Consider the following 21,275-nt stretch of genomic DNA (forward strand, 5'->3'; position numbering starts at 1 on the left):
GGCCCGATCTCCCAAGAGGTATTGCGACCCTGCCCCCGGCCGGGGGCGCGGTCAACGGCCGGTTATCGAGGCGCGAGGCCGATCAGGCTGGACCGTTCGGCGACGGTCAGCGGGCGCCAGCGGCCCTCCGGAAGGTCGCCCAGCACAAGGTCGCCGATCCGGACCCGCAGCAGATCGACGACGGTCAGCTCGACCAGTTCGCACATCCGCCGGATCTGGCGGTTGCGGCCTTCCTTGAGGACGAACCGCAGCTGCTGGCGGCCGACGACCTCGACCTGGGCGGGCCGCAGCTGGCGCTCGTCCAGTTCCAGGCCATGGCGCAGCAGGGCCAGCTTGTCGTCGGTGATCCAGCCGTCGACCCAGACCAGGTATTCCTTCTCCAGCTCCGAGGCCGGCCCGATCACCGCCTTGGCCACCACCCCGTCCTCCGAGAGGATCAGCAGGCCGCGCGAATCCATGTCCAGCCGCCCGACCGGGGCCAGCCTGTTGTCGAAGTCGGGGATGACCGGGCTGGCGCCGACCAGGGCTTCGCGGGTCAGCAGGCGCACGGCCGGAACCTGGCCTGGATCGGGTTGCGACGAGACGATCCCGACCGGCTTGTGGATCATCACCGTCAGAGCGCCCTCCAGCTGGGCCTGGGCGCGGTCGGACAGCACCAGGGTCTGGCCGGGTTCGATCTTGCGGCCGACGTCGTCGACCCTCTGGCCGTCGATCGACACCAGGCCCTGGCTGATCAGGGCCTCGGCCTCCCGGCGCGAGCAGACGCCGTTCTGGGCCAGCCAGCGATTGACGCGCTGGGGCTCGGCTTCGTCATAGAGGCGGGTCCAGGCCATGATCGCAGCGTCCAGAAAGGTGAGCGGGCCTGTCTAGGACCGGTCGGCGGGGTTCCGCAACCGCCATGGGGGCGTGGCCGTTCCACTGCGAGTGAAACTTGGCTTGGAGAAATCCCATGACCGATCGCGTCGACAACGACACCGCCCTTGAGGAGGTCATGGAATTCCTCGCCAATCCGCCCGCGCCGGGCACGCCGGAGGACGCCCGCTTCGGAGCCCGGCTGCGCCAGGTTCTGGCGGCCTCGATCATCGACGATCCGGTGGACGAGGATGATCCCGTGCCCAAGCCCGAGCTGGCCCTGGACGACGACCTACGCCGCAAGCTCGAGGCGGCGGCCAGGCGGCGGTCGAGCAACCCGTTCGGCGAGCATCCGGAAGGGATCGGCCCGACGCTGGGGATGGACTTGAGCAAGTCGTAAGGGCGGTGAGGCCCTAGCGACTGTGCACGATTGCCGATCTTTGGGCCGAATTCCTCGTCCTTCGACAAGCTCAGGATGAGGAATTCTACTCAACCGCCTCGCCAGTAGCCCTCATCCTGAGCCTGTCGAAGGACGAGGGCGGCGACGCTAAACGTCTGACGGTCCACAGACCCTAGACCCGGCCGCCTGGGCTATTCTTGAACGTATTGCCGACCTCGCGGGAATCGCCGCCGTCCGGCCCGGCCGTGCGCCGTTCCTTCCGGCCGGTCTCGGCCGTGTCCTTGTCTGGGATCTCGCCCAGCGGCGGGGCGTCATTGGCTTCGCGGCCCTTGGTGTTGTTCTTCTCGCCCATGACGGCTCCTAGTGACGGGTGTGGTGTTCGGCGTTGCGCTTGCGGGTCGCGGCCGCCTTCTTGGCCGAGGCCGAGCGTTCGGCCGCCGTGCGGGAAGCCGCCGCCTTCCCGCCCTTCTCGCCGCCCTTGTGGGCCGCCGGATGGCCGGTGTCCTTGCCGCGGCCCGAGCCGCCGGGCTGCTTGCCGCCGCCGTCGTCCTTGTTGACCGTCGCCCAGGCCCGCCGCTCGGCCTCCTTGTCGGAGACGCCGCGCTTTTCGTAGCCCTCGGCGATATGGTCGGCCTTGCGCTCCTGCTTGTCGGTGTACTTGGACTTGTCGCCTTGGGGCATGTCGTCCTCCATCTGCTGTGGGAGGAAAATCCGTCGGTGGGACGCGAGGTTCCAAGGGCCAACCTTCGGAACAAGCTGAGCAATCGATCGTTCGAAGCCCATGGCGCGCAAGCTGAAAGTGTTCTGCTGGTCCGACGGCCTCCACGACTACACGGTGGCGGCGTCCTCGCGCGCCAAGGCGCTGGAGGCGTGGGACGTCGGCCGCGACCTGTTCAAGGACGGCACGGCGCGCGAGATCGTCGAGGGGCGAGCCCGCGACGCCGCGCTCGATGCGCCGGAGACCGTCGTCACCACCCCGGCCGGCGGCCTGGGCGCGGCGTTGAAGGCCTTGCCCGCCAAGGCGCGGCGCAAGCCGTCCAAGGCCGAAACGGCGCGGGCCGAGAAGCTGGCCGCCCTGAAGGCGGACCTGGAGGCCGTCGAGGACGAGGCCGAGGCCTCGGAACTGGCCTTCGCCGAGCGGCGCTCGGCGCTGGACGCGGAGGAGGCGGCGGCGATGGAAGGCTTCGAGGCGCGGCGGACAGAGCTGGAGAAGGCGATCAAGGTGGCGCGGAGTTAGGCTTTGGGATAGCGGGCGGGGACACGCGCAGGCGCGTGTCCCCAGGACCGTCCCGGTCCTAAGCCGTCACGTAGCGGATCAGGGCCGCCATGTTTTCGATATAGGCGCCGGTCGAGATGCCCGGCTTGGGTACGTCGGCGAGGTAGGGCGAGGTGTCGGTGGGATCGCCCACGCGGGTCTGCGAGAACTCGCCCGGGGTCACGGTGGTCGAGCCGTCGCCGATATAGGGGTTGCTGACCGCCTTCATCGGCGTGGGCCACCAGCCCTCGGCGTTCAGCTCGGACATCAGCTGGGCGACCTGCGCCTCCGAGGTCTTGCCGTCGGCGGCCTTCAGGGCCCCGACATTGAGGTCGGACACCGAGATGTCCTTGGTGGTGAAGTAGCGCGGCAGGGCCTGGCTGCCGCCCTTGACCTTCAGCGGCGAGTCCTTGCTGGCCACCTCGGGCGGCGTGGCCTTCAGCGTCTCGTAGCGCTTGCGCAGCTTGTCGATATTGACCGAGCGGAACGACGAATAGTGGACGATCGTGTTCTCCCAGTGCTTGTCGACGAAGTACTCGCCGTTGAACACGTTGGAGCCGCGACGGTGCACGTAGAGCGGCTCGTTCGTGCCGATCTCGATGAAGGTGGGATAGCGCGGCTTGCCCGGGGCGATCTTGTCGTCGAGCTTCAGGCCGGCCAGCCAGTCGATGGTCTCGGGGATGCGGTCCAGGTACTTCGGGTCGCCCGTCAGCTGATAATAGTCCATCAGGTTTTCGAGGTTGCCGGCCGTAGTGTGGCTGGCGAAGGCCTTGGGTTCGTAGGTGCGCGCCCCGGCCGGCTTGAGGTCGGCCACCGTATGCTGCAGGCCCCAGCCGGGTTGCGGCATCGGCTGGTGGGCGGCGATGTAGATGTCCATGGCCCGCTTGATCGGGTCCAGCACGCGCTTGTCGCCCAGGGTCTGCCAGACCATGATCAGGAACTTGATGTTCTCGTCGACCACGCCGTCGTTGAAGGTGATGTAGCCGGTGTAGTCGGGGTGGCCCTTGTTCTCGAAGCCGCTCATCAGCGGGAAGCGCTGCGGCCAGCCGCCGTTCGGGTACTGGGCGTCGAGGACGAACTGGATGGCCTTGTCCAGCGCCGGCCTGAAGGCCTTGTCCTTCTTTTCCAGATAGATGCGCAGCATCAGCTGGCAGCTTTCGGCGGTGCCCTCGTCGTCGAACGTGGCGTTGCCGTAGTAGTGCTGGAATTCCTCCAGCCGCCAGCCGTTCTTGCCGATGGTGTCGTACCACTTCTTCAGCGACTCCGGCCCGGCCAGGTCGCCCATGTAGTTCCAGCCGCCGGCGGGGTGCTGGATCTTGATCAGCGCCTTAGCCGCCTTCTTGGCCGCCTCGTAATAATACTCGTCGCCGGTGGCGTGGTAGGCGTCGAGGAACAGGTGGCCCATGGTCGCCGTGCCGGGCGGCTGGACCCAGATCATGGTCGGAAAGGCCTCCATCTCGCCGAACCGCCGCGAGAAGTCGGGCAGGTAGCTCCAGACATAGCCGCCCTCATAGGCGGCCTTTTCGGCCATGAAGGTGGTGGCCTTCTTCATCGTCGCCAGGACCTGGTCCCTGAACGGTGCGAGGCCCTGGGCCAGGGCCTTCAGCGGGGCCATGGCCGCGGCGGCGGCGAAGGTGGCGGTGGTCGTCGCCAGCAGGCGGCGGCGGGTGAGGGGGCTCAGCGGCATGGACGGTACTCTCCCAGGGGACCTTCGCGTCGAGCGACCCGCGACGCAAGGCCGCGGCAGGCTGGCTGGGAGAGGGACAGGAGGGCGACTTTGTCCCCCTTGATCCTGGTCGTCCTCCCGGTCGGTCCTTGCCGAAACCCCCGTCGCCGTTGGCCGGCGCGTTGTTGATCGCAGTTATGATACCGGTGTCATGACTTGACCAGCGCCTTTTGGTCGAGCTTTGTTATGTGACGCCGCGTCAGGCTCGTGCGACAGGCCGTCACGTTGTGTCAGGCCGGTCGTTCGGCGAGAACGGGTCATCGGTTTTTGAGGCGACGCCGCCGCGCCGGGTTCTGGTAGCGCGCGACGCCGTCCTGTTGGGGAACAGGACGACGGCCCCGGGTCAGCAATGATCCGGGGCCGTTTTCAGTTTTGAGACCGATCACAGCTAGGCTATTGATTTACATATTATATTACAATGTTCTGCGACTAGCGGTCACATGGTTCGACGCGTTCATCCCTCGTAAATACTCACTATGCCCAGCCAACACGACCACCTGAACGAAGCCGAGCACCTTGAGCGCCAAGCCGAGCTTGCCGACAGCGAGCACGCCCGTGAGGCGCTGCGCCGCATGGCCCAAACCTCGCGGCTGTCGGCCGCCCTGGTCGGCATGCTGGAAGCCAGCCGCGAAGAACACCCCGGCTGATCGGGCGCGTGGATCGCTCGTTTCCTCGCAAAGTCGTCCCCCAGATACACGCATCGCTTGAATTGCTACGCGGCTCGGTGAACATGGGCTCCAGCAAGGAGACCTTGGTGGCGGGCGAGGGATCGGACAAGGCTGTTCTGGAGGGCGCCGGGGCTTACTTCCTCAGCATCGTGGAAGCCAGCCGCGACTGCATCCGGGTGATCAGCCCCGAAGGCTTCGTCGAATACATGAACGCCCGCGGCCAGGCGCTGTTCGAGATCGAGGATTTCGCGGGCCGAAACCGCAGCCGCTACTGGCCGGACCTGTGGCCGGACGAAAGCCGCGCCGCCGTCGAGCAGGCCCTGCGGATGGCCCTGGCCGGCGAGGCCGCCGCCTTCCGCGCCCTCTGCCCCACCGCCAAGGGCGACCCCCGCTGGTGGGACACCACGGTGTCGCCGATCCTCGACGAGGGCCGGGTGATCCGCGTCCTGGCCACCTCGCGCGACGTCACCGGCGAGATGCGGTCCGAAGCCCAGCGGCAGCTGCTGGTCAACGAGCTGAACCATCGGGTCAAGAACACCCTGGCCACCATCCAGTCGATCGCCAGCCAGTCGCTGCGCAACGCCGGCGTCGACCTGGCCGTGCGCGGCGCGTTCGAGGGCCGGCTGATGGCCATCGCCGCTACGCACAACGTGCTGACCGACGAGAACTGGTCGGCCGCCAGCCTGCGCCAGATCATCGACGGTTCGGTCACCCCGTATCGCAGCAATCCGTCGCAACTGACCATCAGCGGACAAGACCTGAGGGTCTCGCCCAAGCCGGCGGTGGTGCTGGCCCTGGCCTTTCACGAACTGGCGATCAACGCGCTCAAATACGGCGCCCTGTCTTCGGCGGGCGGCCATGTCGACATCGGCTGGGCGGTCGGGGGCGGCGGCCAACTGGACATCACCTGGACCGAACAGGGCGGCCCGCCCGTCCTGCCGCCCGAGCGCCGCGGGTTCGGCTCGCGGATCGTCGAACTAGCCCTGCCCAACGAACTGGGCGGCGCCGTGGACGTCGACTATCGCCCGGAGGGCCTGCGCTGCCGCATCCACGCCCCGCTGGCCGCCCTCGACAAGGTCGACGCCTTCATGCCGCTGGCCTGAAGGGGGCGGTCAACTTCCCGACACCGTGAACCGCGATCCTGCTGGGCCGTTGTGCAAGCTTGAGCGGCGCTGAGGTCGCGGAGGCGCGTCGCTGATGATCCCACGGCAGGCGAAGACGGGGCTGGCGACCGCCTGGACGGCGGCTTGCGCCTTTGTCTTGCGCCATCGACTGTGGTTCGGGGCCGCGATCGGGGCGCTGCTGCCGCTGGCGGTGCTGCTGGTCTGGCTGGGCGCGAGCCTGCCGGTCTCGCGCGCCCTGGAGCCCCTGCCCAGCCGCGCCCTGATCCTGCTGGACGACCAGGGCCAGCCTTTCGCGCGTCGCGGGGCCTACAAGGAGGCGCCGGTGATCATCGCGGCGCTGCCCAGGCACGTGCCGGCCGCTTTCGTGGCCATCGAGGACCGTCGCTTCTACCGCCACATCGGCATCGACTTCCAGGGCGCGGCGCGGGCGCTGCTGGTCAACGCCAAGGCCCACCGCACCGTCCAGGGCGGCAGCACCATCACCCAGCAACTGGCCAAGAACGCCTTCCTGACCCCCGAGCGCAGCCTGCGCCGCAAGGGCCAGGAGGCGATGATCGCCCTGTGGCTGGAGCTGCGGCTGTCCAAGGACGAGATCCTGTCGCGCTACCTGTCCAGCATCTATTTCGGCGATGGGGTCTACGGCCTGGGCGCGGCGGCCCGGCATTATTTCGGCAAGCCGCCCGAGCAGCTGTCGATCGGCGAGGCGGCGATGCTGGCGGGCATCGTCAAGGCCCCAGTCGACCTGGACCCGGTCGACCATCCCCAGGCGGCGGGGGCGCGAGCCCGGCTGGTGCTGGACGCCATGGTGCAGACCAAGGCCATCAGCCGCGAGCAGGCGCAGGCCGCCGGCCATGTCGTGGCGCCCGCCACCCGGGCCGACCTGCCGGTGGGGGGCTATTTCGCCGACTGGATCTCGCCGCAGGTGAAGTCGGCCTTCGACGGGCCGGGCTATGGCGAGGTCCGGGTGTCCACCACCCTGGACAGCCGCCTGCAGCGGATCGTCGAGCGGGCGGCGGCCAAGGAGATGAAGAGCGCCGCCAAGGCCAAGGTCGGGCAGGTGGCCGTCGTCGCCATGCGCCCGGACGGCCGGGTCGTGGCCATGCTGGGCGGCGCGAACTATCGCCAGTCCCCGTTCAACCGCGCCGTCCAGGCCCGCCGGCAACCGGGCAGCGCCTTCAAGCTGTTCGTCTACCTGGCCGCCCTGCGCGACGGGGCCACGCCCGACAACCTGGTGATCGGCGATCCGGTGACGATCGGCGGATGGACGCCCAGCAACTACGAGGGCGGAGGCGGGCGCGACCTGACGATCCGCGACGCCTTCGCCCAGTCCAACAACATCATCGCCGCGCGGGTGTACCAGCAGGCCGGCGGGTCCGAGGTGGTCCGGGCGGCGCGGGATCTGGGGATCGTCTCGCCGCTGCGCGAGGACGACGCCACCCTGGCCCTGGGCACGGCCGAGACCAGCCTGCTGGAGCTCACGGCCGCCTACGCCGCCGTGGCCTCGGGCAAAATGCCGGTCCGGCCCTACGGTCGCCCGCGCACGACGCCGATCGCCGCAGCGGATATGGACACCGCAGAGCGGGCCGCGCTCTACGACCTGCTGGGCGCGGTGGTCGAGGAGGGCACCGGCCGCGCGGCGCGCCTGGGGCAAAAGGCCTATGGCAAGACCGGCACCACCCAGGACTATCGCGACGCCCTGTTCGTCGGCTTCACCGGCGACCTGGTGGTCGGGGTCTGGGTCGGCAACGACGACCATTCGCCGATGCAGCGCATGGTCGGCGGCGACCTGCCGGCCCGCATCTGGCGCGACGTGATGACCGGCGGCCTGAAGGCCGGGCTGGTGGCGCGCGACGGTCCGCCGGAGCCGCGCTACGACCGGGTCGAGCGCCCCGAACCGGAGGTCGTGGAACCGGCGCCGCGACCCAGGCGTGTGCCGAAATGGATCCGGCGCATCTTCGGACTGTGACTTTTCCACGGACTCGTGCTCGCGAACGTCCCCCGGAGCGGGGGAGAGGCGAATGGCCCGCCGCTTGCTGCCAAGCCTACGCCGCGACCCAGAATGGGACGCTTTTCGATCGTTCGGCGGAGAACGGTCGAGAGGTGCTGGGCGGCGTAGTCGGAAAGGCGCTTGGAATGAACCCGAAGGCAGTGCTCCTGATCGGAGCGACGACGATGATGCTCGCCGCGATGGGGCCGGCGGCGACCGCGCTGGCGGACGGTTATCCGGCCAGCGTCGCCCCCGTCGCCAAGCCGAAGCCCGTGGTCCGAACCCGGGTGAAGATCGTCGAACGCCCCGTCTACGTCGAAAAGATCGTCAAGCAGCCGGTCTATATCGAAAAGCGCACCGAGGTGCCCGTCGACCGGCCGGTCTATATCGACCGCCCGGTGGACCGCATTGTCGAGAAGCGGGTGGAAGTGCCCGTCGAGCGCATCGTTGAAAAGCGCGTCGAGGTCCCGGTCGTGAAGATCGTCGAGAAGCCCGTCGACCGCCCCGTCTATATCGACCGTCCCGTCGATCGGGTCATCGAAAAGCGGGTCGAGATCCCGGTGGATCGTCCGGTCTATGTCGATCGGCCGGTGGACCGCGTGATCGAGAAGCGGGTCGAGATCCCGGTCGACCGCCCCGTCTATGTCGACCGTCCCGTCGATCGCATCATCGAAAAGCGCGTGGAAGTGCCGGTCGACCGTCCGGTCTATGTCGACCGCGTGATTGAGAAGCGGGTCGAGGTGCCGGTGGAGCGGATCGTCCGGACGCCGGTCTATGTCGAGCACCAGGAACGTCGGGTCGAGCGCCGCGGCTGCGACTGCGAAGGCGACCGTGGCTATTACGAGCAGGGCGGCGCCTACGACCAAGTCCAGGGCGGCTTCGAGCGTTCCGAGGAGAGCTACGAGTCGGAATCGAGCCGCTATAGCGAGGAAGGCCAGGGCTGGAGCTCGCAGGGCAGCTACATGGCCGGCGACGGCTACGCCCAGTCGCTGGGCGGCGTGGGCGGCGGTGGCTATTACGGCTATTCCAGCGCCCGCTACGGGGCCGGCGGCGGTTGGCTCGGCGGCCAGTCCTATGGTCGATCGGGCTATTCGGGCGGCTATTCCAGCGGTTGGGCCGGCGCCGGCGCCGCATCCAGCGCCCGGGCCAGCTCCAGCGCCAGCTCCTCGACCAGCGTGACGGTCTCGGGCGGGGGGCATTACGGCGGGGGCGGCCACGGCGGCGGTTATGGCGGCCATGGCGGCGGCTCGACCGGCGGTCACGGCGGCTGCTGCGGACGCTGACCGCGTTCGCGCGGCCGCCGGCGTCGCGCCGGACTGACGCCCTGCGCGGTTTCTTCACCGAAACCGCCGCGTAAATCGAAGACGACGGCGCGGGGATGGCCTAAGACCCGAGAGGTGCAACGCCCCCGGGAACTAGGCCCATGCAGATCGCGGTCCTCACCTTCGATGGTTTCAACGAACTGGATTCGTTCATCGCCGCGGCGATCCTCAACCGCATGAAGCCGCGCGGCTGGAAGGCGCATATCACCGCGCCGACCGAAGAGGTGACCTCGATGAACGGCGTCGTCGTGCGCCGGCAGAAGCCCCTCGGCTTCGCCGCCGAGGCCGACGCGGTGATCATCGGCAGCGGCGTCCGCACGCGGGAGATCGCCGCCGATCCGCACCTGCTGGCCCAGATCCGCCTGGACCCCGCCCGACAGCTGATCGCGGCGCAATGCTCGGGCACGCTGATCCTGGCCAGGCTCGGTCTGGTCGACGGCGTCCCGGCCTGCACCGACCTGACCACCAAGCCCTGGGTCGTGGACGCGGGCGTGAACGTCGTCGACGCGCCGTTCTTCGCCCATGGCCATGTCGCCACCGCCGGCGGCTGCCTGGCGTCGCAATATCTGGCCGCCTGGATGATCCTGCGCGGCGCGGGCCGCGAGGCCGCCGAGGCCGCGATCCACTATGTGGCGCCCGTGGGGGAGAAGGCGGCCTGGGTCGAGCGGGCGATGGCCGTGGTGACGCCGTTCGCCGGGCCCGCGGTGGTTGCGGCCGAGTAGGTCGGCCTGGTCGCGGAGGCCGGGGATCAGTCGGAGGCCAGGCAAACCTCCACGCACCGCCGTGCCAGGGCCTCCGTCGCGTCGATGAACGGCACGACCAGGTCGGCCGCGTCCATCGCCAGCGGAACCTCCGTGCAGCCGGCCACCACCGCCTGTGCGCCCTTGCCGACCAGGCGGTGGGCGAGGGCGGCCATGGTCTGGCGGCTGTCGGGACCGAGGTCCCCGTGCTTGAGGCGATAGAGCAGGGCCATGAACTCGACCTGTTCGTGGTCGTCCAGGGTCACGGCCTCGATCCCCAGGTGCGAGAAGGTCCGGCGGTAGAGGGCCAGGGCCCCGCCCGTGCCCAGCACGCCGACGCGTTCGGCGCCTTGCGCCTTCGCGGCCAGACCGGCGGTCTCGATCAGGTCGATCAGGGGCAGGCCGCTGGCCTTCACCGGGTCCACATGAGCGTGGGCGGTGTTGCAGGCGATGGCCAGCACCTGGGCCCCGGCGTCACGCAGGCCCACGGCCATCTGCGCCAGCACCGGCCCGGCCGCGTCATAGCCGCCATCGCCGTCGGCGACCCTGGGATTGATGTCGACCAGCACCCGCAGATGGTCGCGCTCGCGCCCGACCGGCGTGGCGGCCTGCAGCTTGGCCAGGAAGTCGAGGGTGGCGGCGGGGCCCATGCCGCCGAGGACGCCGAGAACCTTGGACATGGTGCGATCCCTCCGCAGCGGCGCGATTTTCCGCTCCATCCGATAGCGGGGCGGGGGACGCCGCGCCATAGGCGACGCCACAATGAAAAGGCTCCCAAAAGCGGCCTCGCGCGTTCTACGATCAGGCGGCCCTGAACGCGACGCATTGAAAGCGTTATATCCAGGGTCCTGAATCGGAGCCGACGGCATGACCCCCCTAGGTGCGAAGACCCTGGCGATGAGCGTGGCGGCGGGCCTGGTCGTGGCCTCAGGCGCGTCCGCCTTCGCCCAGACCGACCTGCGGGCCCTGCGCCAGCGGGACGAAATGCTGCAGCAGCAGGACATCGCCCGCCAGGACGCCCTGGCCGCCCAGCGCGAGCGATCGGCGGCCCAGAGCCGCTACGACACCCAATTGACCCTGCGGGCGCTGAACGAGACGGCGACGCCGCCGACCCGGCCCATGCTGCGGCCAGCCCTTTCGCCCACCCCGCCGCGCGGACCCACCGCTGACGACATGGCCGCCGACATCGCGCGGATGGACCGCCTGACCGACCAGGCCCTGGCGGCGGGCAACGCCCGCCTGCGGGCCATCAAGCCGGCGTCCTGACGCCGTTCGCAACACCAGGAGACTGATCGCATGCAATGGGGTGGGGGACGCCGCGAAGGCAATATCGAGGATCGCCGAGGCCTGGGCCCGGTGGGCGTGGCCGGCGGCGGCATCGGCGCGCTGGTGCTGGCGGCCGTCGGCTATTTCGTCTTCGGCATTAGCCCCGAGCAGACGATGAGCGTGGTGGGCGGCGCGCAGCAGCCCGCCGCCCAGGAGGGCGTGCGCGGCCAGGTCAGCGACCGCGAGGGCCAGTTCATCGACGTGATCGAGACGTCCAACACCGACGTCTGGGGGCCGCTGCTGGCCAAGCACGATGTCACCTATCGCCCGCCCGCGGCGGTGGTGCTCTACACCCAGGCGACCGGCACGGGCTGCGGCACGGGCCAATCGGCGATGGGGCCGTTCTACTGCCCGGCCGACAAAAAGGTCTATCTCGACACCAGCTTCTGGAACGAGCTGGAGACCCGGTTCGGCGCCAAGGGCGAGTTCGCCCGCGCCTATGTGATCAGCCACGAGATCGGCCACCACATCCAGAGCCTGACCGGCGCCGCCGACGAAGCCCGCCGGCTGGGCGCGCGCGGGGCGCAGAGCGGTTCGGTGCGGCTGGAGCTGCAGGCCGACTGCTATGCCGGCGTCTGGGCCCGCCACGCGCCGGAGGCCTCGAACGGCGGCATCCAGATCTCCAGGGCCGACATCGAGGACGGCCTGGGCGCGGCGGCGGCGGTCGGCGACGACGCCATCCAGGAGCAGGCCCAGGGCCGCGTCATGCCCGACAGCTTCACCCACGGCACCTCGGCCCAACGCATGCGCTGGTTCGGCAAGGGCTACGACGCGGGGGATCCCGGCGCCTGCGACACCTTCGGCGCGCGGACATTGTAGGGCTCAGGCCGGCAGGCGCGCGCCGAGATTGTCGGCCAGGTTCACCGCCCGCGGATGACCGCGCTGGTCCCACTGGAAACGGCCTGGCTCGGCCTCGATCCTTGAACGGGCCCCATGGGGCCCTGGACTCGGCTAGCCGCACCTCCGCTGCTGCGCGAACAGCGCCGGAACCTCGTCCGCCGGTCCGGCGCGGCCCAGCAGATAACCTTGCGCCGTGTCGCAGCCCTGCTCGCGCAGCTGGGCCAGCTGGTCGGCGGTCTCGACGCCTTCGGCCGTGGTGACGAACCCGAGGGCCGCGCCCAGGCGGGTCACCGCCCTGACGATGGCGGCGCAGGGGCCAGGTTCGGACAGGCCGGCGATGAACGACGGATCGATCTTGACCTTGTCGAACGAGAACAGCCGCAGGCAGTCGAGCGAGGAATGGCCGGTCCCGAAATCGTCCAGGGCGATGCGCACGCCCAGCCCGCGTAGCTGATGCAGGATCGCCAGGGCGCGCGCGCCGTCGCCGCGCAGCACCGCCTCGCCGATCTCCAGCTCCAGGCGGGCCGGGGCCAGGCCCGAGTCCGCCAGGGCGCGGGCCACGGCCCCGACCAGGGTTCGGCTCCGGAACGCCGTCGGCGACAGGTTGACCGCCACCCGGACGGGTTTCGGCCAGCCGGCCGCGTCGGCGCAGGCCCGTCCGATCACCCAGTCGTCCACATGGGCGATCAGGCCGGTTTCCTCGGCCAGGGCGATGAAATCGGCGGCCGCGACCATGCCGTGGCCGGGGCGGTTCCAGCGCAGCAGGGCCTCGAACCCGACGATCGCTCCGGTCCGCGTGTCGACCTCGGGCTGGTAGTGCAGTTCGAACCGTTCGGCCTGGGCCGCGTCGCCAAGATCCTGCTCAAACTTGCGACGCGCCTCGGCCAGGGCGTCCATCCCGGGCTCGAAGAAGCAGGCTGTCCCGCGTCCCTCAGCCTTGGCGCGATAGAGGGCAAGGTCGGCGTTGGCCAGCAAGGGTTCGGCGTGGTCGCCGTCGCCCGGCGCGATGGCCACGCCGATGCTGGCGCCGATCGTGATGCGGTGGCCGTGAATCTCGAAGACCGTGCTGACCGTTTCGATCAGCCGCCGGGCCAGGGTCTCGACCTGCCTGCGCCCCTGTCCGTCGGGCAGCAGGACCACGAATTCGTCGCCGCCCAGGCGCGCCACGGTGTCGTTCTCGCGGACGCAGGCCGAGAGCCGCCCGGCCACGGCCCGCAGCAGGTCGTCGCCGACCGGGTGGCCCAAGGTGTCGTTGACCGCCTTGAAATGATCCAGGTCGACACAGAGCACCGACAGGCGGTTCGTCGGCCTGGAGCGGGCCAGCGCCCGGTCCAGGCGCTCATGCAGCAGGACGCGGTTGGGCAGGCCGGTCAGCGGGTCGTGGCGGGCCAGGTGCCGATCGGCGGCGGCGGCCAGGATCTCGGTGACGTCCTCGTGGCTGGCGACATAGCCGCCGCCGGGGATCGGATTGTGGGTGATCTGAATGGTCCGGCCGTCCTCGAGCTGGACGTGACGGTTGATCAGGTCGCCGCCCCGCAGCGCCGACTCGATGGGAATTTCGCGATACTCCACCCAGTCAACGGGGGCCGAGCCGGTGGCGATGCGGTGGTTTAGGATGTCCTGCAACGGGGTGCCCGGCCGGGTCAGACGCTCGGGCAGGGCGTACAGTCGCCGATAGGCGGCGTTGCACAGGATCAGCCGGGTCTCGTCGTCGAACATGCATAGGCCGTGGGGCATGTTGCTGAGCGCGGCGTCGAACCGCCGGTTCTGTTCGGCCAGGGCCAGCTCGGCGGCGGCCTGGCTGATCCTGTCCTGGGCGCGGCGGAAGCTGTTCGGCGTGGACTCCAGGCGCGGCTTGGCCGGAGCCGCTTGCGCTCCCGCGTCCGGTCCGAGGTCGTGCGGCCTCGGCTCTGCCATCTTTCGCGTCCCTTCGCATTTCTGGCCGTCCAGCTTCGCCGATCGCGGTCAACGCGCTGTTAGCGAGGCCGTGAAAACGGTGCGGCGGAACAGCGCATGGTGAAGCTCGGACCTCCGTCAACGCCGGTTTCACGGCCGCCCTTGACCCGTGCGTCAGTCGGCCTAGTGTCCCCCCGTTCACCGGGGGGCCGCTTCGCGCGGCTGAGATTGGGCGCCCGCCCTGACCCGTCGAACCTGATCCGGGTCATGCCGGCGAAGGGAGGGAACGCGGCCGGGACTTCGAAAAGCCCGTCCGTAGACCGACTTAGCGCGACACGTCCGGGTCTCCTTGCCGCTTGAGGAGCGCCCGAAATGAACGTTCAACTGCCGATCAAAGACGCCATTGGCGCCATCCCCACGGGGGAGCGCCCCGGCTCGCGCAAGGTCTACCAGGCTGGCGCGCTGTTCCCCGACATCCGGGTGCCGTTCCGCGAGGTCGCGGTGCACCCGTCGGCCAACGAGCCGCCGGTCACCATCTACGACCCGTCCGGTCCCTATACCGACCCGCACGCCAAGATCGACATCGAGCAGGGCCTGCAGCGGGTGCGCGAGCCCTGGGTCGTGGCCCGGGGCGACGTCGAGGTCGTGGCCAATCCCCGCGAGGTCAAGCCCGAGGACAACGGCTTCGCCCAGGGCAAGCACCTGGCCCCGCAGTTCACCGCCAAGCGGCCGATCTTCAAGGGCGCGCAGGGCAAGCTGGTCACCCAGCTGGAATACGCCCGCGCCGGGATCATCACCGCCGAGATGGAATATGTCGCCATCCGCGAGAACCTGCGCCGCGAGCAGAACGCCCCGTGCGTGCGCGACGGCGAGGACTTCGGCGCGAGCATCCCCGACTTCGTGACCCCCGAGTTCGTGCGTCAGGAAGTGGCCCGCGGCCGGGCCATCATTCCGGCCAACATCAACCACGGCGAGCTCGAGCCGATGGCGATCGGCCGCAACTTCCTGGTCAAGATCAACGCCAACATCGGCAACTCCGCGGTGCTCTCCACCGTGGCCGACGAGGTCGACAAGCTGGTCTGGGCCACGCGCTGGGGCGCCGACACGGTCATGGACCTGTCGACCGGCCGCAACATCCACAACATCCGCGACTGGATCATCCGCAACAGCCCGGTGCCGATCGGCACGGTGCCGATCTACCAGGCGCTGGAGAAGGTCAACGGCGTGGCCGAGGACCTGAACTGGGAGGTGTTCCGCGACACCCTGATCGAGCAGGCCGAGCAGGGGGTGGACTACTTCACTATCCACGCCGGCGTCCGTCTCCCGTTCATTCCTCTTACGGCAAAACGTGTCACCGGCATCGTCTCGCGCGGCGGCTCGATCATGGCCAAGTGGTGCCTGGCCCACCACAAGGAGAACTTCCTCTACGAGCGCTTCGAAGAGATCTGCGAGATCATGCGCGCCTATGACGTGTCGTTCTCGCTGGGGGACGGCCTGCGCCCGGGCTCGACCGCCGACGCCAATGACGAGGCCCAGTTCGCCGAGCTGCGCACCCTGGGCGAGCTGACCAAGGTGGCCTGGAAGCACGGCGTGCAGGTGATGATCGAGGGGCCGGGCCACGTGGCCATGCACAAGATCAAGGCCAACATGGACGAGCAGCTCAAGCACTGCCACGAGGCCCCCTTCTACACCTTGGGCCCGTTGACCACCGACATCGCCCCTGGCTACGACCACATCACCAGCGCGATCGGGGCGGCGATGATCGGCTGGTTCGGCACGGCCATGCTCTGCTACGTCACGCCCAAGGAGCACCTGGGCCTGCCCGACCGCGACGACGTCAAGACCGGCGTCATCACCTACAAGCTGGCCGCCCACGCCGCCGACCTGGCCAAGGGTCACCCCGGCGCGGCCATGTGGGACGACGCCATCAGCCGGGCGCGGTTCGAGTTCCGCTGGGAGGACCAGTTCAACCTCGGCCTCGACCCCGAGACCGCCCGGGCCTTCCACGACGAGACCCTGCCCAAGGAGGCGCACAAGACCGCCCACTTCTGCTCGATGTGCGGCCCCAAGTTCTGCTCGATGAAGATCAGCCAGGAAGTCCGCGAGTTCGCGGCCGGCATGGCCCCGAACTCCATCGAACAGGGCATGGCCGAGATGAGCGACAAGTTCCGCGAGCAGGGGTCGGAAATCTACCTGAAGACGGAGTAGGGCGGAGCAGGGCGCGTCGTCGGCGCGCCCTGCAATCATCACGGAGTGGTGATCATTGGTTGCGGGGATCGTGTATACACTCATAGGTTCAGGCGCCAAAGGCGCGGCGACCGGGAGGACGTATCGTGGCTCTTCAACCTCGGCAGATCACCGCCACCCACAGGAACGATCCCCAGTGGATCATCGAGCTCTGGCTGGCGATCCACGGCGGCGATCCTGCGCCTGACGCGCGGGCCGTGGCCAAGGTTTCGGCCGACATCATCAAGGCGGTGTCCAAGCACCTGGATCCGGCGCACCAGAAGGCCGTCGTCGCCGCGCTGGGCCACTGATCCGGCCGGATCTCGCCGTCCGCCCCGAAAAAAGCGATGCCTTTGTCGGCCTTGTCGGCGTTCAGTCGTCCTAGGGGACCTGATGCAACAAGGGAGGACGCCATGTCCTATGTCGACGGTTTCGTGCTCGCGGTGCCCAAGGCCAATATCGAGGCCTACAAGAAGATGGCCCAGCTGGGCGGCGAGGTCTGGATGGAGTTCGGCGCGCTGTCCTACGTCGAATGTTTCGGCGACGACGTGCCCTATGGCGAGCTGACCTCGTTCCCGCGTGCGGTCCAAGCGACCGACGACGAGATCGTGGTGTTCTCGTGGATCACCTACAAGGACAAGGCCTCGCGCGACGAGATCGTGGCCAAGGTCATGGCCGACGAACGCCTGAAGGCCGACATGGCCAACATGCCGTTCGACGCCAAGCGGATGATCTTCGGCGGGTTCGAGGCGTTCCTGGAGCTGTAGGGATCAAGCCAACGCCGTCCCTAGGGGGAGAACGGGAGATCAGGTTGATCTTCGTCTGCTTTGCGAACTTTCGGTTTGCGAGGCACTTTTGATGCCACTTCGATCGCCGCCAACAGTTTTTTCAGTTCTTGGCCTAGCTCGTCATCGGAAAGCTCGGAGAACGTTCCAAATTCCAAATTTAGCTTTCTTGAATCTTCATTTTCAGGGACTTGGAACTCCACGCACCTGAATTCCGCATCAAAGTAGCTACCGATCAGAAAACGATGTCGGTGGAGGGTGTAAAGTATATCTAGCTGCCGTGGAGTCATACCCTTGTGTTTCCACGGTTGCAGCCAGTCCACGAATAGCTGCTTGCCGTCAGACCATACACCCAAAGGCTGTAGCGGCACGGATAGGCCGTGGCCTTCATACTGAACTTTTGCCGGGCGCCTATACCATTTTGCTTCGATAAGGTTGCGATATCCGGAGAGGGAGTGCAGCAACTCTTTGTTGATGGTCTTCTGCAAATCCCACTTTATTGGGTCGCATTGGGCTAGGCACCAAGCCAGGTTCCCTTCTTCCATAAGCGTGGGGGCCAGTGCTCGGGTGGGTTCATAAGAGGGGGGTGTGCCCCCATCCCGAAAACTCAGTATATTATCTACGGTTTGCTCGAGCGTTTCTGCGATTAGAGCCACTGCATTCTGAGCTGACGGGGCTTTTTGAAGCCGAAATTTCGTCATTGTCTCTCTTTGCCTCTATATGTCGCAAAAAAGCTAGCTATATCCGAATTGTTAAGTCTCGCTCCACGCTTACTATCACTGTTTCTTCTAAGTGCTAAATCCCAAGGACCATTCGGAACGTGGGTTATTTCCACTAATTGCCAAGGTGTAAGGAAAATATAGCTTTTGAGAATTTCTCTAAGAAATGTGGCTGTTTCTATGTCTATTTTAGGTTCTATATCAACCATCTGTCCGGTCGACAGATCTAAGGTTTTGGCCTTGTGTTGAACTGGATGAGTTCTGCTGTCTCTAAATTCCGAGTAAACCGATCTCAAGACGGGGCCATATTGCCATGCCTCGAAGGTTTCCCTCTGTAAGGGGGTTCCTAGAAGTGCAAGGTGCCAGCCATGGCAGAAGTAGATGAGTTTGTTGAGGACGAGATTCGTAATCGGCTTTTGGAGCCGGCTTGCCTCATCAAGTATGAAATTGGCTACCTCTCGAGGGTCATATCCAACCCGAATGTGAGGTGATTCGTCCTGTGGCAACATCTTAAAAATCTGTGAAATAGCCACTTAGCGTAGCTATCTCACGATTCTCCCTGTTCGTCTGCCTCGAACCTTATGAATGTCGAGCTATCGCGCTGCGATCTCGGCGCAGCTCAACGTTCGGACTTATTCAGTAGAAGAACCGCTCCTCGACGATCTTGCCGTCGCGGATCGTGTAGAGGCCGACCTCGTCCAGGGTGGTGCGCTGGCCGGTGGCCTTGGGCGTCACGTCCATCTTGAAGCCGACCACGAACTGGTCGCCGTTGACGAACGGACCGGTGATCGTAAAGCCGTGGACCTCGTTGTTGGCGGCCCACCACTCGCCCTTGCCGCGCACGGCGGCCTTGCCGGCCACGCGAGCCATGTCGCCAGGCATGGCCTCGACGCTGACCACGTCGTCGGCCCAGTATTTTTCGCCGGCCTCGTCGAACTTGCCGGCCTTGCAAAGGGCCGTCAGGTCGGCGGCGATGTCTTGGATGCTCATGGAAGGCTCCTGGGTCAGGGTGAAGATCGGGGCGGACCGTCCACCCTCCCGAGCCGTCGCGCAAGACTGTTTGTTCCCCATAGGTTCCGCTTCGGCGCGGTTGCTGACAGGAGGTGTCAGCAGGGACAGATGGCCGCCTTCTGCTCTAGCCTCGCGCCATGACTCGCACATCCTTCCCCGGCTTCGCGGCCGCCGACCTGGCCTTCCTGACGGGCCTGGCCGCCCACAACGACCGCGACTGGTTCACGGCCAACCGGGCCGCTTATGACGATCGCTTAAAGCCGACCCTGGCCGCCCTGATCGACGCCCTGAACGCGGCCTTCGCGGCGCGCGACCTGCCGCTGGCGGGCGATCCCAAGAAGAGCGTGTTCCGCATCCACCGCGACGTGCGGTTCTCCAAGGACAAGCGGCCGTACAAGACCCACGTCTCGGCCACGCTCACCAGGGCCAATCTTGATGGAACTTGGCAGAAACTGTCGCCGGGCCTCGTGTATGTGCACATCGAGCCGGAGGGCGGGCCGGCGCCGGCCTTCGACCCCGAGACCATCGACCCGCTGGCCCCCTCGACCCTGCCGTCGGCCCAGGCGTCCGAGGCGGGCTATTTCGGCAACGGCCCGTTCGCGGCCGCCGGCTTCTACCTGACCGAACGCCCGGACATCGACGCCTTCCGCCGAGCCATCGCCGCCGACCCCAAGGGCTGGGCGGCGGTCGAGACGGCCCTGGTCGCCAAGGACTTGGCGCTGGATCCGGGCGAGCCGACCAAGCGCATGCCCAAGGGCTTCGAAGACCAGGCCGGCGGCCCGCTGGAGCCCGCGCTCAAGCGCACTCGCTGGCTGGTCCGCCGCCCGCTGACGGGGGCCGAGATCGGCGGCGAGGGGCTGGCGGAGATCATCGCCGACTTCGTGGCCGACGCGCGGCCGTTGCTGGCGTTTGGGTGGAAGGCGCTGGGGTAGGGCGGCTTTTATCCTCGGTAGGACTGTGAACAGTCTGCCGCCGAGCGATCAGCCAAACGCCAGAACAGCGAAGTCGATGAAGCTGCGTAGCTTGGGCGTCATGCGGCGGTCGGGTGCGTACAGGATGTGTAAGGGCCGAGCGGGCGCGGTGTAATCGGGCAAGACTTCAACCAGCCTGCCGTCTTCCAAGGCCGGCTGCAGCAGTTCGACCGGCTGCAGCAAGACGCCAAGGCCCGCGAGCGCCGCGTGCAGCAGCGGCTCCCCATGATCGACCATCAGGCGACTGGTCACCGGCACGACGGTGCGTCCGCCCGGGCCGTCGAAAGTCCAATGGGTCCGCAGTTCCGTATGGGCAAAGCCGAGGCATTCATGCTGCTGGAGGTCGTGAGGCGCCAGAAGCCGCGGCGCTCCAGCAAGATAGGCGGGCGCGGCGCAGAGGACGAGCCGATAGGGCGCCAAGGCGCGCCCGACGAGGCGGCTGTCGGCCAACGCGCCGACGCGGAAGGTCGCGTCATAGCCCTCGTCGACCAGATCTATGGCGCGGTTGTTGAGCGTCAGGTCGACGGTCACCTGCGGATGGTCCCGGAGGAACTCTGGTAATCTCGGCGCGAGGGCATGCATGCCAAAGCTGACCGGCGCATTGACTCGAAGCCTGCCCGTCGGCGTCGCCAGGGCCTCGGCCGCCAAGCTTTCCGCCGCCTCGACATCAGCCAGAATGATCTTGGCCCTGTCGTAGAAGACCCGTCCGAAATCCGTCAGGCTCTGCCGACGAGTCGTCCGATGCAGAAGCTGCACCCCGAGGTGGGCCTCCAACTGGCCAACCTGTTTGCCCACCAACTGGGGAGAGCTCCGCAACGCTTGCGCCGCGGCGCTGAACGATCCGAGCTCCACCGCCCGGATGAACACCCTCATCGCCACGAACCGATCCATTGGAAACTCTAGGTTTCTACTGTCTGTCCAGCCCTACCATTATTCGGACGTTGGTTTTCGATTATCAGGCATGTGCGCCGCCGACGGTGAGCGAGCCGCCCATGCAGAGGTCCGAAATGTCGTCAGACGCCGCCCACGCATTCATCCACCGCTTCACCAACTTCATAAATTCGGGTGACCCGAGCCTGGCGCCGGAGCTTGTTTCTACGGACGCCATCTTCCACGCGCCAGGTGCGGCCCCGTTGTCGGGTCCCGATGGCTATCTGCAACTCCTGGCGATGCTCCGGAGCGCCTTTTCGGATGTGCGGTGGGTGTTGGAAGAAGCGGTGGCCGAGGGCGACACGATCGCCGCCCGCTTCAGCATGAGCGGCACGAATGACGGCTCGTTCATGGGCGCGCCGCCGACCGGCAAGGCCTTCGAGGCCACAAGCATGGCATTCTACAAACTCTCGGGCGGAAAAATCGTCGAGGAGCGAGGTCTTCCCGACATGCTGTCGATCCTCCAGCAGATCGGGCTCGCCCCCCAAACGTCGTAG

The 21,275-nt window shown here is 67.4% G+C and carries 24 protein-coding genes and 1 riboswitch; of the genes, 14 read left to right on the forward strand and 10 right to left on the reverse strand.

Annotation, left to right across the window (positions count from 1 at the left end; all coding sequences use genetic code 11):
* Positions 1-62: 62 nt before the first annotated feature.
* Positions 63-833 (reverse strand): pseudouridine synthase, encoded by a 771-nt coding sequence (locus G3M57_RS09455; protein ID WP_056752670.1) that lies wholly within the window; start codon positions 831-833, stop codon positions 63-65.
* Between the two features lie 116 nt (positions 834-949).
* Here G3M57_RS09455 and G3M57_RS09460 point away from each other — a divergent pair, with 116 nt between their 5' ends.
* Positions 950-1,252 (forward strand): hypothetical protein, encoded by a 303-nt coding sequence (locus G3M57_RS09460; RefSeq protein ID WP_082564477.1) that lies wholly within the window; start codon positions 950-952, stop codon positions 1,250-1,252.
* 172 nt (positions 1,253-1,424) lie between these two features.
* Here G3M57_RS09460 and G3M57_RS09465 read toward each other — a convergent pair whose 3' ends face one another.
* Positions 1,425-1,604 carry a hypothetical protein gene (locus G3M57_RS09465; protein WP_163230127.1) on the reverse strand — a complete coding sequence of 60 codons (180 nt, stop codon included), beginning with the start codon at positions 1,602-1,604 and terminating at the stop codon, positions 1,425-1,427.
* Positions 1,605-1,612: 8 nt separating this feature from the next.
* Entirely contained in the window at positions 1,613-1,933 is a 321-nt protein-coding gene (locus G3M57_RS09470) for a plasmid stabilization protein (protein WP_163230129.1), read from the reverse strand.
* Between the two features lie 100 nt (positions 1,934-2,033).
* Between G3M57_RS09470 and G3M57_RS09475 the strand changes: the two genes are divergently transcribed.
* Positions 2,034-2,489: a hypothetical protein gene (locus G3M57_RS09475; protein ID WP_056752680.1), complete on the forward strand. Its 456-nt coding sequence runs from the start codon at positions 2,034-2,036 to the stop codon at positions 2,487-2,489.
* Positions 2,490-2,547: 58 nt separating this feature from the next.
* Here G3M57_RS09475 and G3M57_RS09480 read toward each other — a convergent pair whose 3' ends face one another.
* Positions 2,548-4,194: a pectate lyase gene (locus G3M57_RS09480; protein WP_056752684.1), complete on the reverse strand. Its 1,647-nt coding sequence runs from the start codon at positions 4,192-4,194 to the stop codon at positions 2,548-2,550.
* Positions 4,195-4,709: 515 nt separating this feature from the next.
* Between G3M57_RS09480 and G3M57_RS09485 the strand changes: the two genes are divergently transcribed.
* The 5 genes from G3M57_RS09485 to G3M57_RS09505 all read left to right on the forward strand — a co-directional run bounded on the left by G3M57_RS09485 (position 4,710) and on the right by G3M57_RS09505 (position 10,056).
* The gene (locus G3M57_RS09485) at positions 4,710-4,880 is read left to right on the forward strand and encodes a hypothetical protein (protein WP_163230131.1); all 171 of its coding nucleotides are present in this window, start codon (positions 4,710-4,712) and stop codon (positions 4,878-4,880) included.
* A gap of 107 nt (positions 4,881-4,987) precedes the next feature.
* A complete protein-coding gene (locus tag G3M57_RS09490) occupies positions 4,988-6,004 on the forward strand; it encodes a sensor histidine kinase (RefSeq protein WP_056752879.1) in 1,017 nt (338 codons plus the stop codon).
* A gap of 94 nt (positions 6,005-6,098) precedes the next feature.
* Complete coding sequence (locus tag G3M57_RS09495; protein ID WP_056752686.1) at positions 6,099-7,991, forward strand: transglycosylase domain-containing protein; 1,893 nt, start codon at positions 6,099-6,101, stop codon at positions 7,989-7,991.
* Between the two features lie 167 nt (positions 7,992-8,158).
* On the forward strand, positions 8,159-9,295 hold the full coding sequence (locus G3M57_RS09500; RefSeq protein ID WP_230983934.1) for an articulin: 1,137 nt from the start codon (positions 8,159-8,161) through the stop codon (positions 9,293-9,295).
* A 140-nt stretch (positions 9,296-9,435) separates the two neighbouring features.
* A complete protein-coding gene (locus G3M57_RS09505; RefSeq protein WP_056752689.1) occupies positions 9,436-10,056 on the forward strand; it encodes a DJ-1/PfpI family protein in 621 nt (206 codons plus the stop codon).
* Between the two features lie 26 nt (positions 10,057-10,082).
* On the opposite strand, the gene cuyB is transcribed toward G3M57_RS09505, so the two are convergent.
* Positions 10,083-10,754, reverse strand: coding sequence for a cysteate racemase (gene cuyB, locus G3M57_RS09510; RefSeq protein WP_056752692.1), 672 nt, complete (start codon positions 10,752-10,754; stop codon positions 10,083-10,085).
* Positions 10,755-10,941: 187 nt separating this feature from the next.
* Here cuyB and G3M57_RS09515 point away from each other — a divergent pair, with 187 nt between their 5' ends.
* Together G3M57_RS09515 and ypfJ are read left to right on the forward strand one after the other, a co-directional pair.
* Positions 10,942-11,340, forward strand: coding sequence for a hypothetical protein (locus tag G3M57_RS09515; protein ID WP_056752695.1), 399 nt, complete (start codon positions 10,942-10,944; stop codon positions 11,338-11,340).
* 30 nt (positions 11,341-11,370) lie between these two features.
* Positions 11,371-12,219: a KPN_02809 family neutral zinc metallopeptidase gene (gene ypfJ, locus G3M57_RS09520; protein WP_056752698.1), complete on the forward strand. Its 849-nt coding sequence runs from the start codon at positions 11,371-11,373 to the stop codon at positions 12,217-12,219.
* A 132-nt stretch (positions 12,220-12,351) separates the two neighbouring features.
* On the opposite strand, the gene G3M57_RS09525 is transcribed toward ypfJ, so the two are convergent.
* Positions 12,352-14,157: a putative bifunctional diguanylate cyclase/phosphodiesterase gene (locus G3M57_RS09525; protein ID WP_163230133.1), complete on the reverse strand. Its 1,806-nt coding sequence runs from the start codon at positions 14,155-14,157 to the stop codon at positions 12,352-12,354.
* Between the two features lie 171 nt (positions 14,158-14,328).
* Positions 14,329-14,435: riboswitch (TPP riboswitch) on the forward strand.
* Between the two features lie 73 nt (positions 14,436-14,508).
* Here G3M57_RS09525 and thiC point away from each other — a divergent pair.
* The 3 genes from thiC (at position 14,509) to G3M57_RS09540 (ending at position 17,129) form a co-directional block, all read left to right on the forward strand.
* The gene (thiC, locus tag G3M57_RS09530) at positions 14,509-16,344 is read left to right on the forward strand and encodes a phosphomethylpyrimidine synthase ThiC (RefSeq protein ID WP_056752704.1); all 1,836 of its coding nucleotides are present in this window, start codon (positions 14,509-14,511) and stop codon (positions 16,342-16,344) included.
* A 125-nt stretch (positions 16,345-16,469) separates the two neighbouring features.
* Positions 16,470-16,673, forward strand: a complete 204-nt coding sequence (locus G3M57_RS09535; RefSeq protein ID WP_057182868.1) for a hypothetical protein — start codon at positions 16,470-16,472, stop codon at positions 16,671-16,673.
* A gap of 102 nt (positions 16,674-16,775) precedes the next feature.
* On the forward strand, positions 16,776-17,129 hold the full coding sequence (locus tag G3M57_RS09540) for a DUF1428 domain-containing protein (RefSeq protein ID WP_163230135.1): 354 nt from the start codon (positions 16,776-16,778) through the stop codon (positions 17,127-17,129).
* Positions 17,130-17,149: 20 nt separating this feature from the next.
* Here G3M57_RS09540 and G3M57_RS09545 read toward each other — a convergent pair whose 3' ends face one another.
* The 3 genes from G3M57_RS09545 to G3M57_RS09555 form a co-directional block, all read right to left on the reverse strand.
* On the reverse strand, positions 17,150-17,635 hold the full coding sequence (locus tag G3M57_RS09545) for a hypothetical protein (protein WP_163230137.1): 486 nt from the start codon (positions 17,633-17,635) through the stop codon (positions 17,150-17,152).
* 209 nt (positions 17,636-17,844) lie between these two features.
* Positions 17,845-18,375, reverse strand: a complete 531-nt coding sequence (locus tag G3M57_RS27935; protein WP_373287732.1) for a Panacea domain-containing protein — start codon at positions 18,373-18,375, stop codon at positions 17,845-17,847.
* A 127-nt stretch (positions 18,376-18,502) separates the two neighbouring features.
* The gene (locus G3M57_RS09555) at positions 18,503-18,856 is read right to left on the reverse strand and encodes a nuclear transport factor 2 family protein (RefSeq protein ID WP_163230141.1); all 354 of its coding nucleotides are present in this window, start codon (positions 18,854-18,856) and stop codon (positions 18,503-18,505) included.
* A 158-nt stretch (positions 18,857-19,014) separates the two neighbouring features.
* Here G3M57_RS09555 and G3M57_RS09560 point away from each other — a divergent pair, with 158 nt between their 5' ends.
* Positions 19,015-19,809: a DUF2461 domain-containing protein gene (locus G3M57_RS09560; RefSeq protein WP_163230143.1), complete on the forward strand. Its 795-nt coding sequence runs from the start codon at positions 19,015-19,017 to the stop codon at positions 19,807-19,809.
* A gap of 48 nt (positions 19,810-19,857) precedes the next feature.
* Here the strand turns inward: G3M57_RS09560 and G3M57_RS09565 are convergent, their stop codons facing one another.
* Positions 19,858-20,739 (reverse strand): LysR family transcriptional regulator, encoded by an 882-nt coding sequence (locus G3M57_RS09565; RefSeq protein WP_163230145.1) that lies wholly within the window; start codon positions 20,737-20,739, stop codon positions 19,858-19,860.
* Positions 20,740-20,855: 116 nt separating this feature from the next.
* Here G3M57_RS09565 and G3M57_RS09570 point away from each other — a divergent pair, with 116 nt between their 5' ends.
* On the forward strand, positions 20,856-21,275 hold the full coding sequence (locus G3M57_RS09570; protein WP_163230147.1) for an ester cyclase: 420 nt from the start codon (positions 20,856-20,858) through the stop codon (positions 21,273-21,275).

Source organism: Caulobacter rhizosphaerae, assembly GCF_010977555.1.
Lineage (GTDB): Bacteria > Pseudomonadota > Alphaproteobacteria > Caulobacterales > Caulobacteraceae > Caulobacter > Caulobacter rhizosphaerae.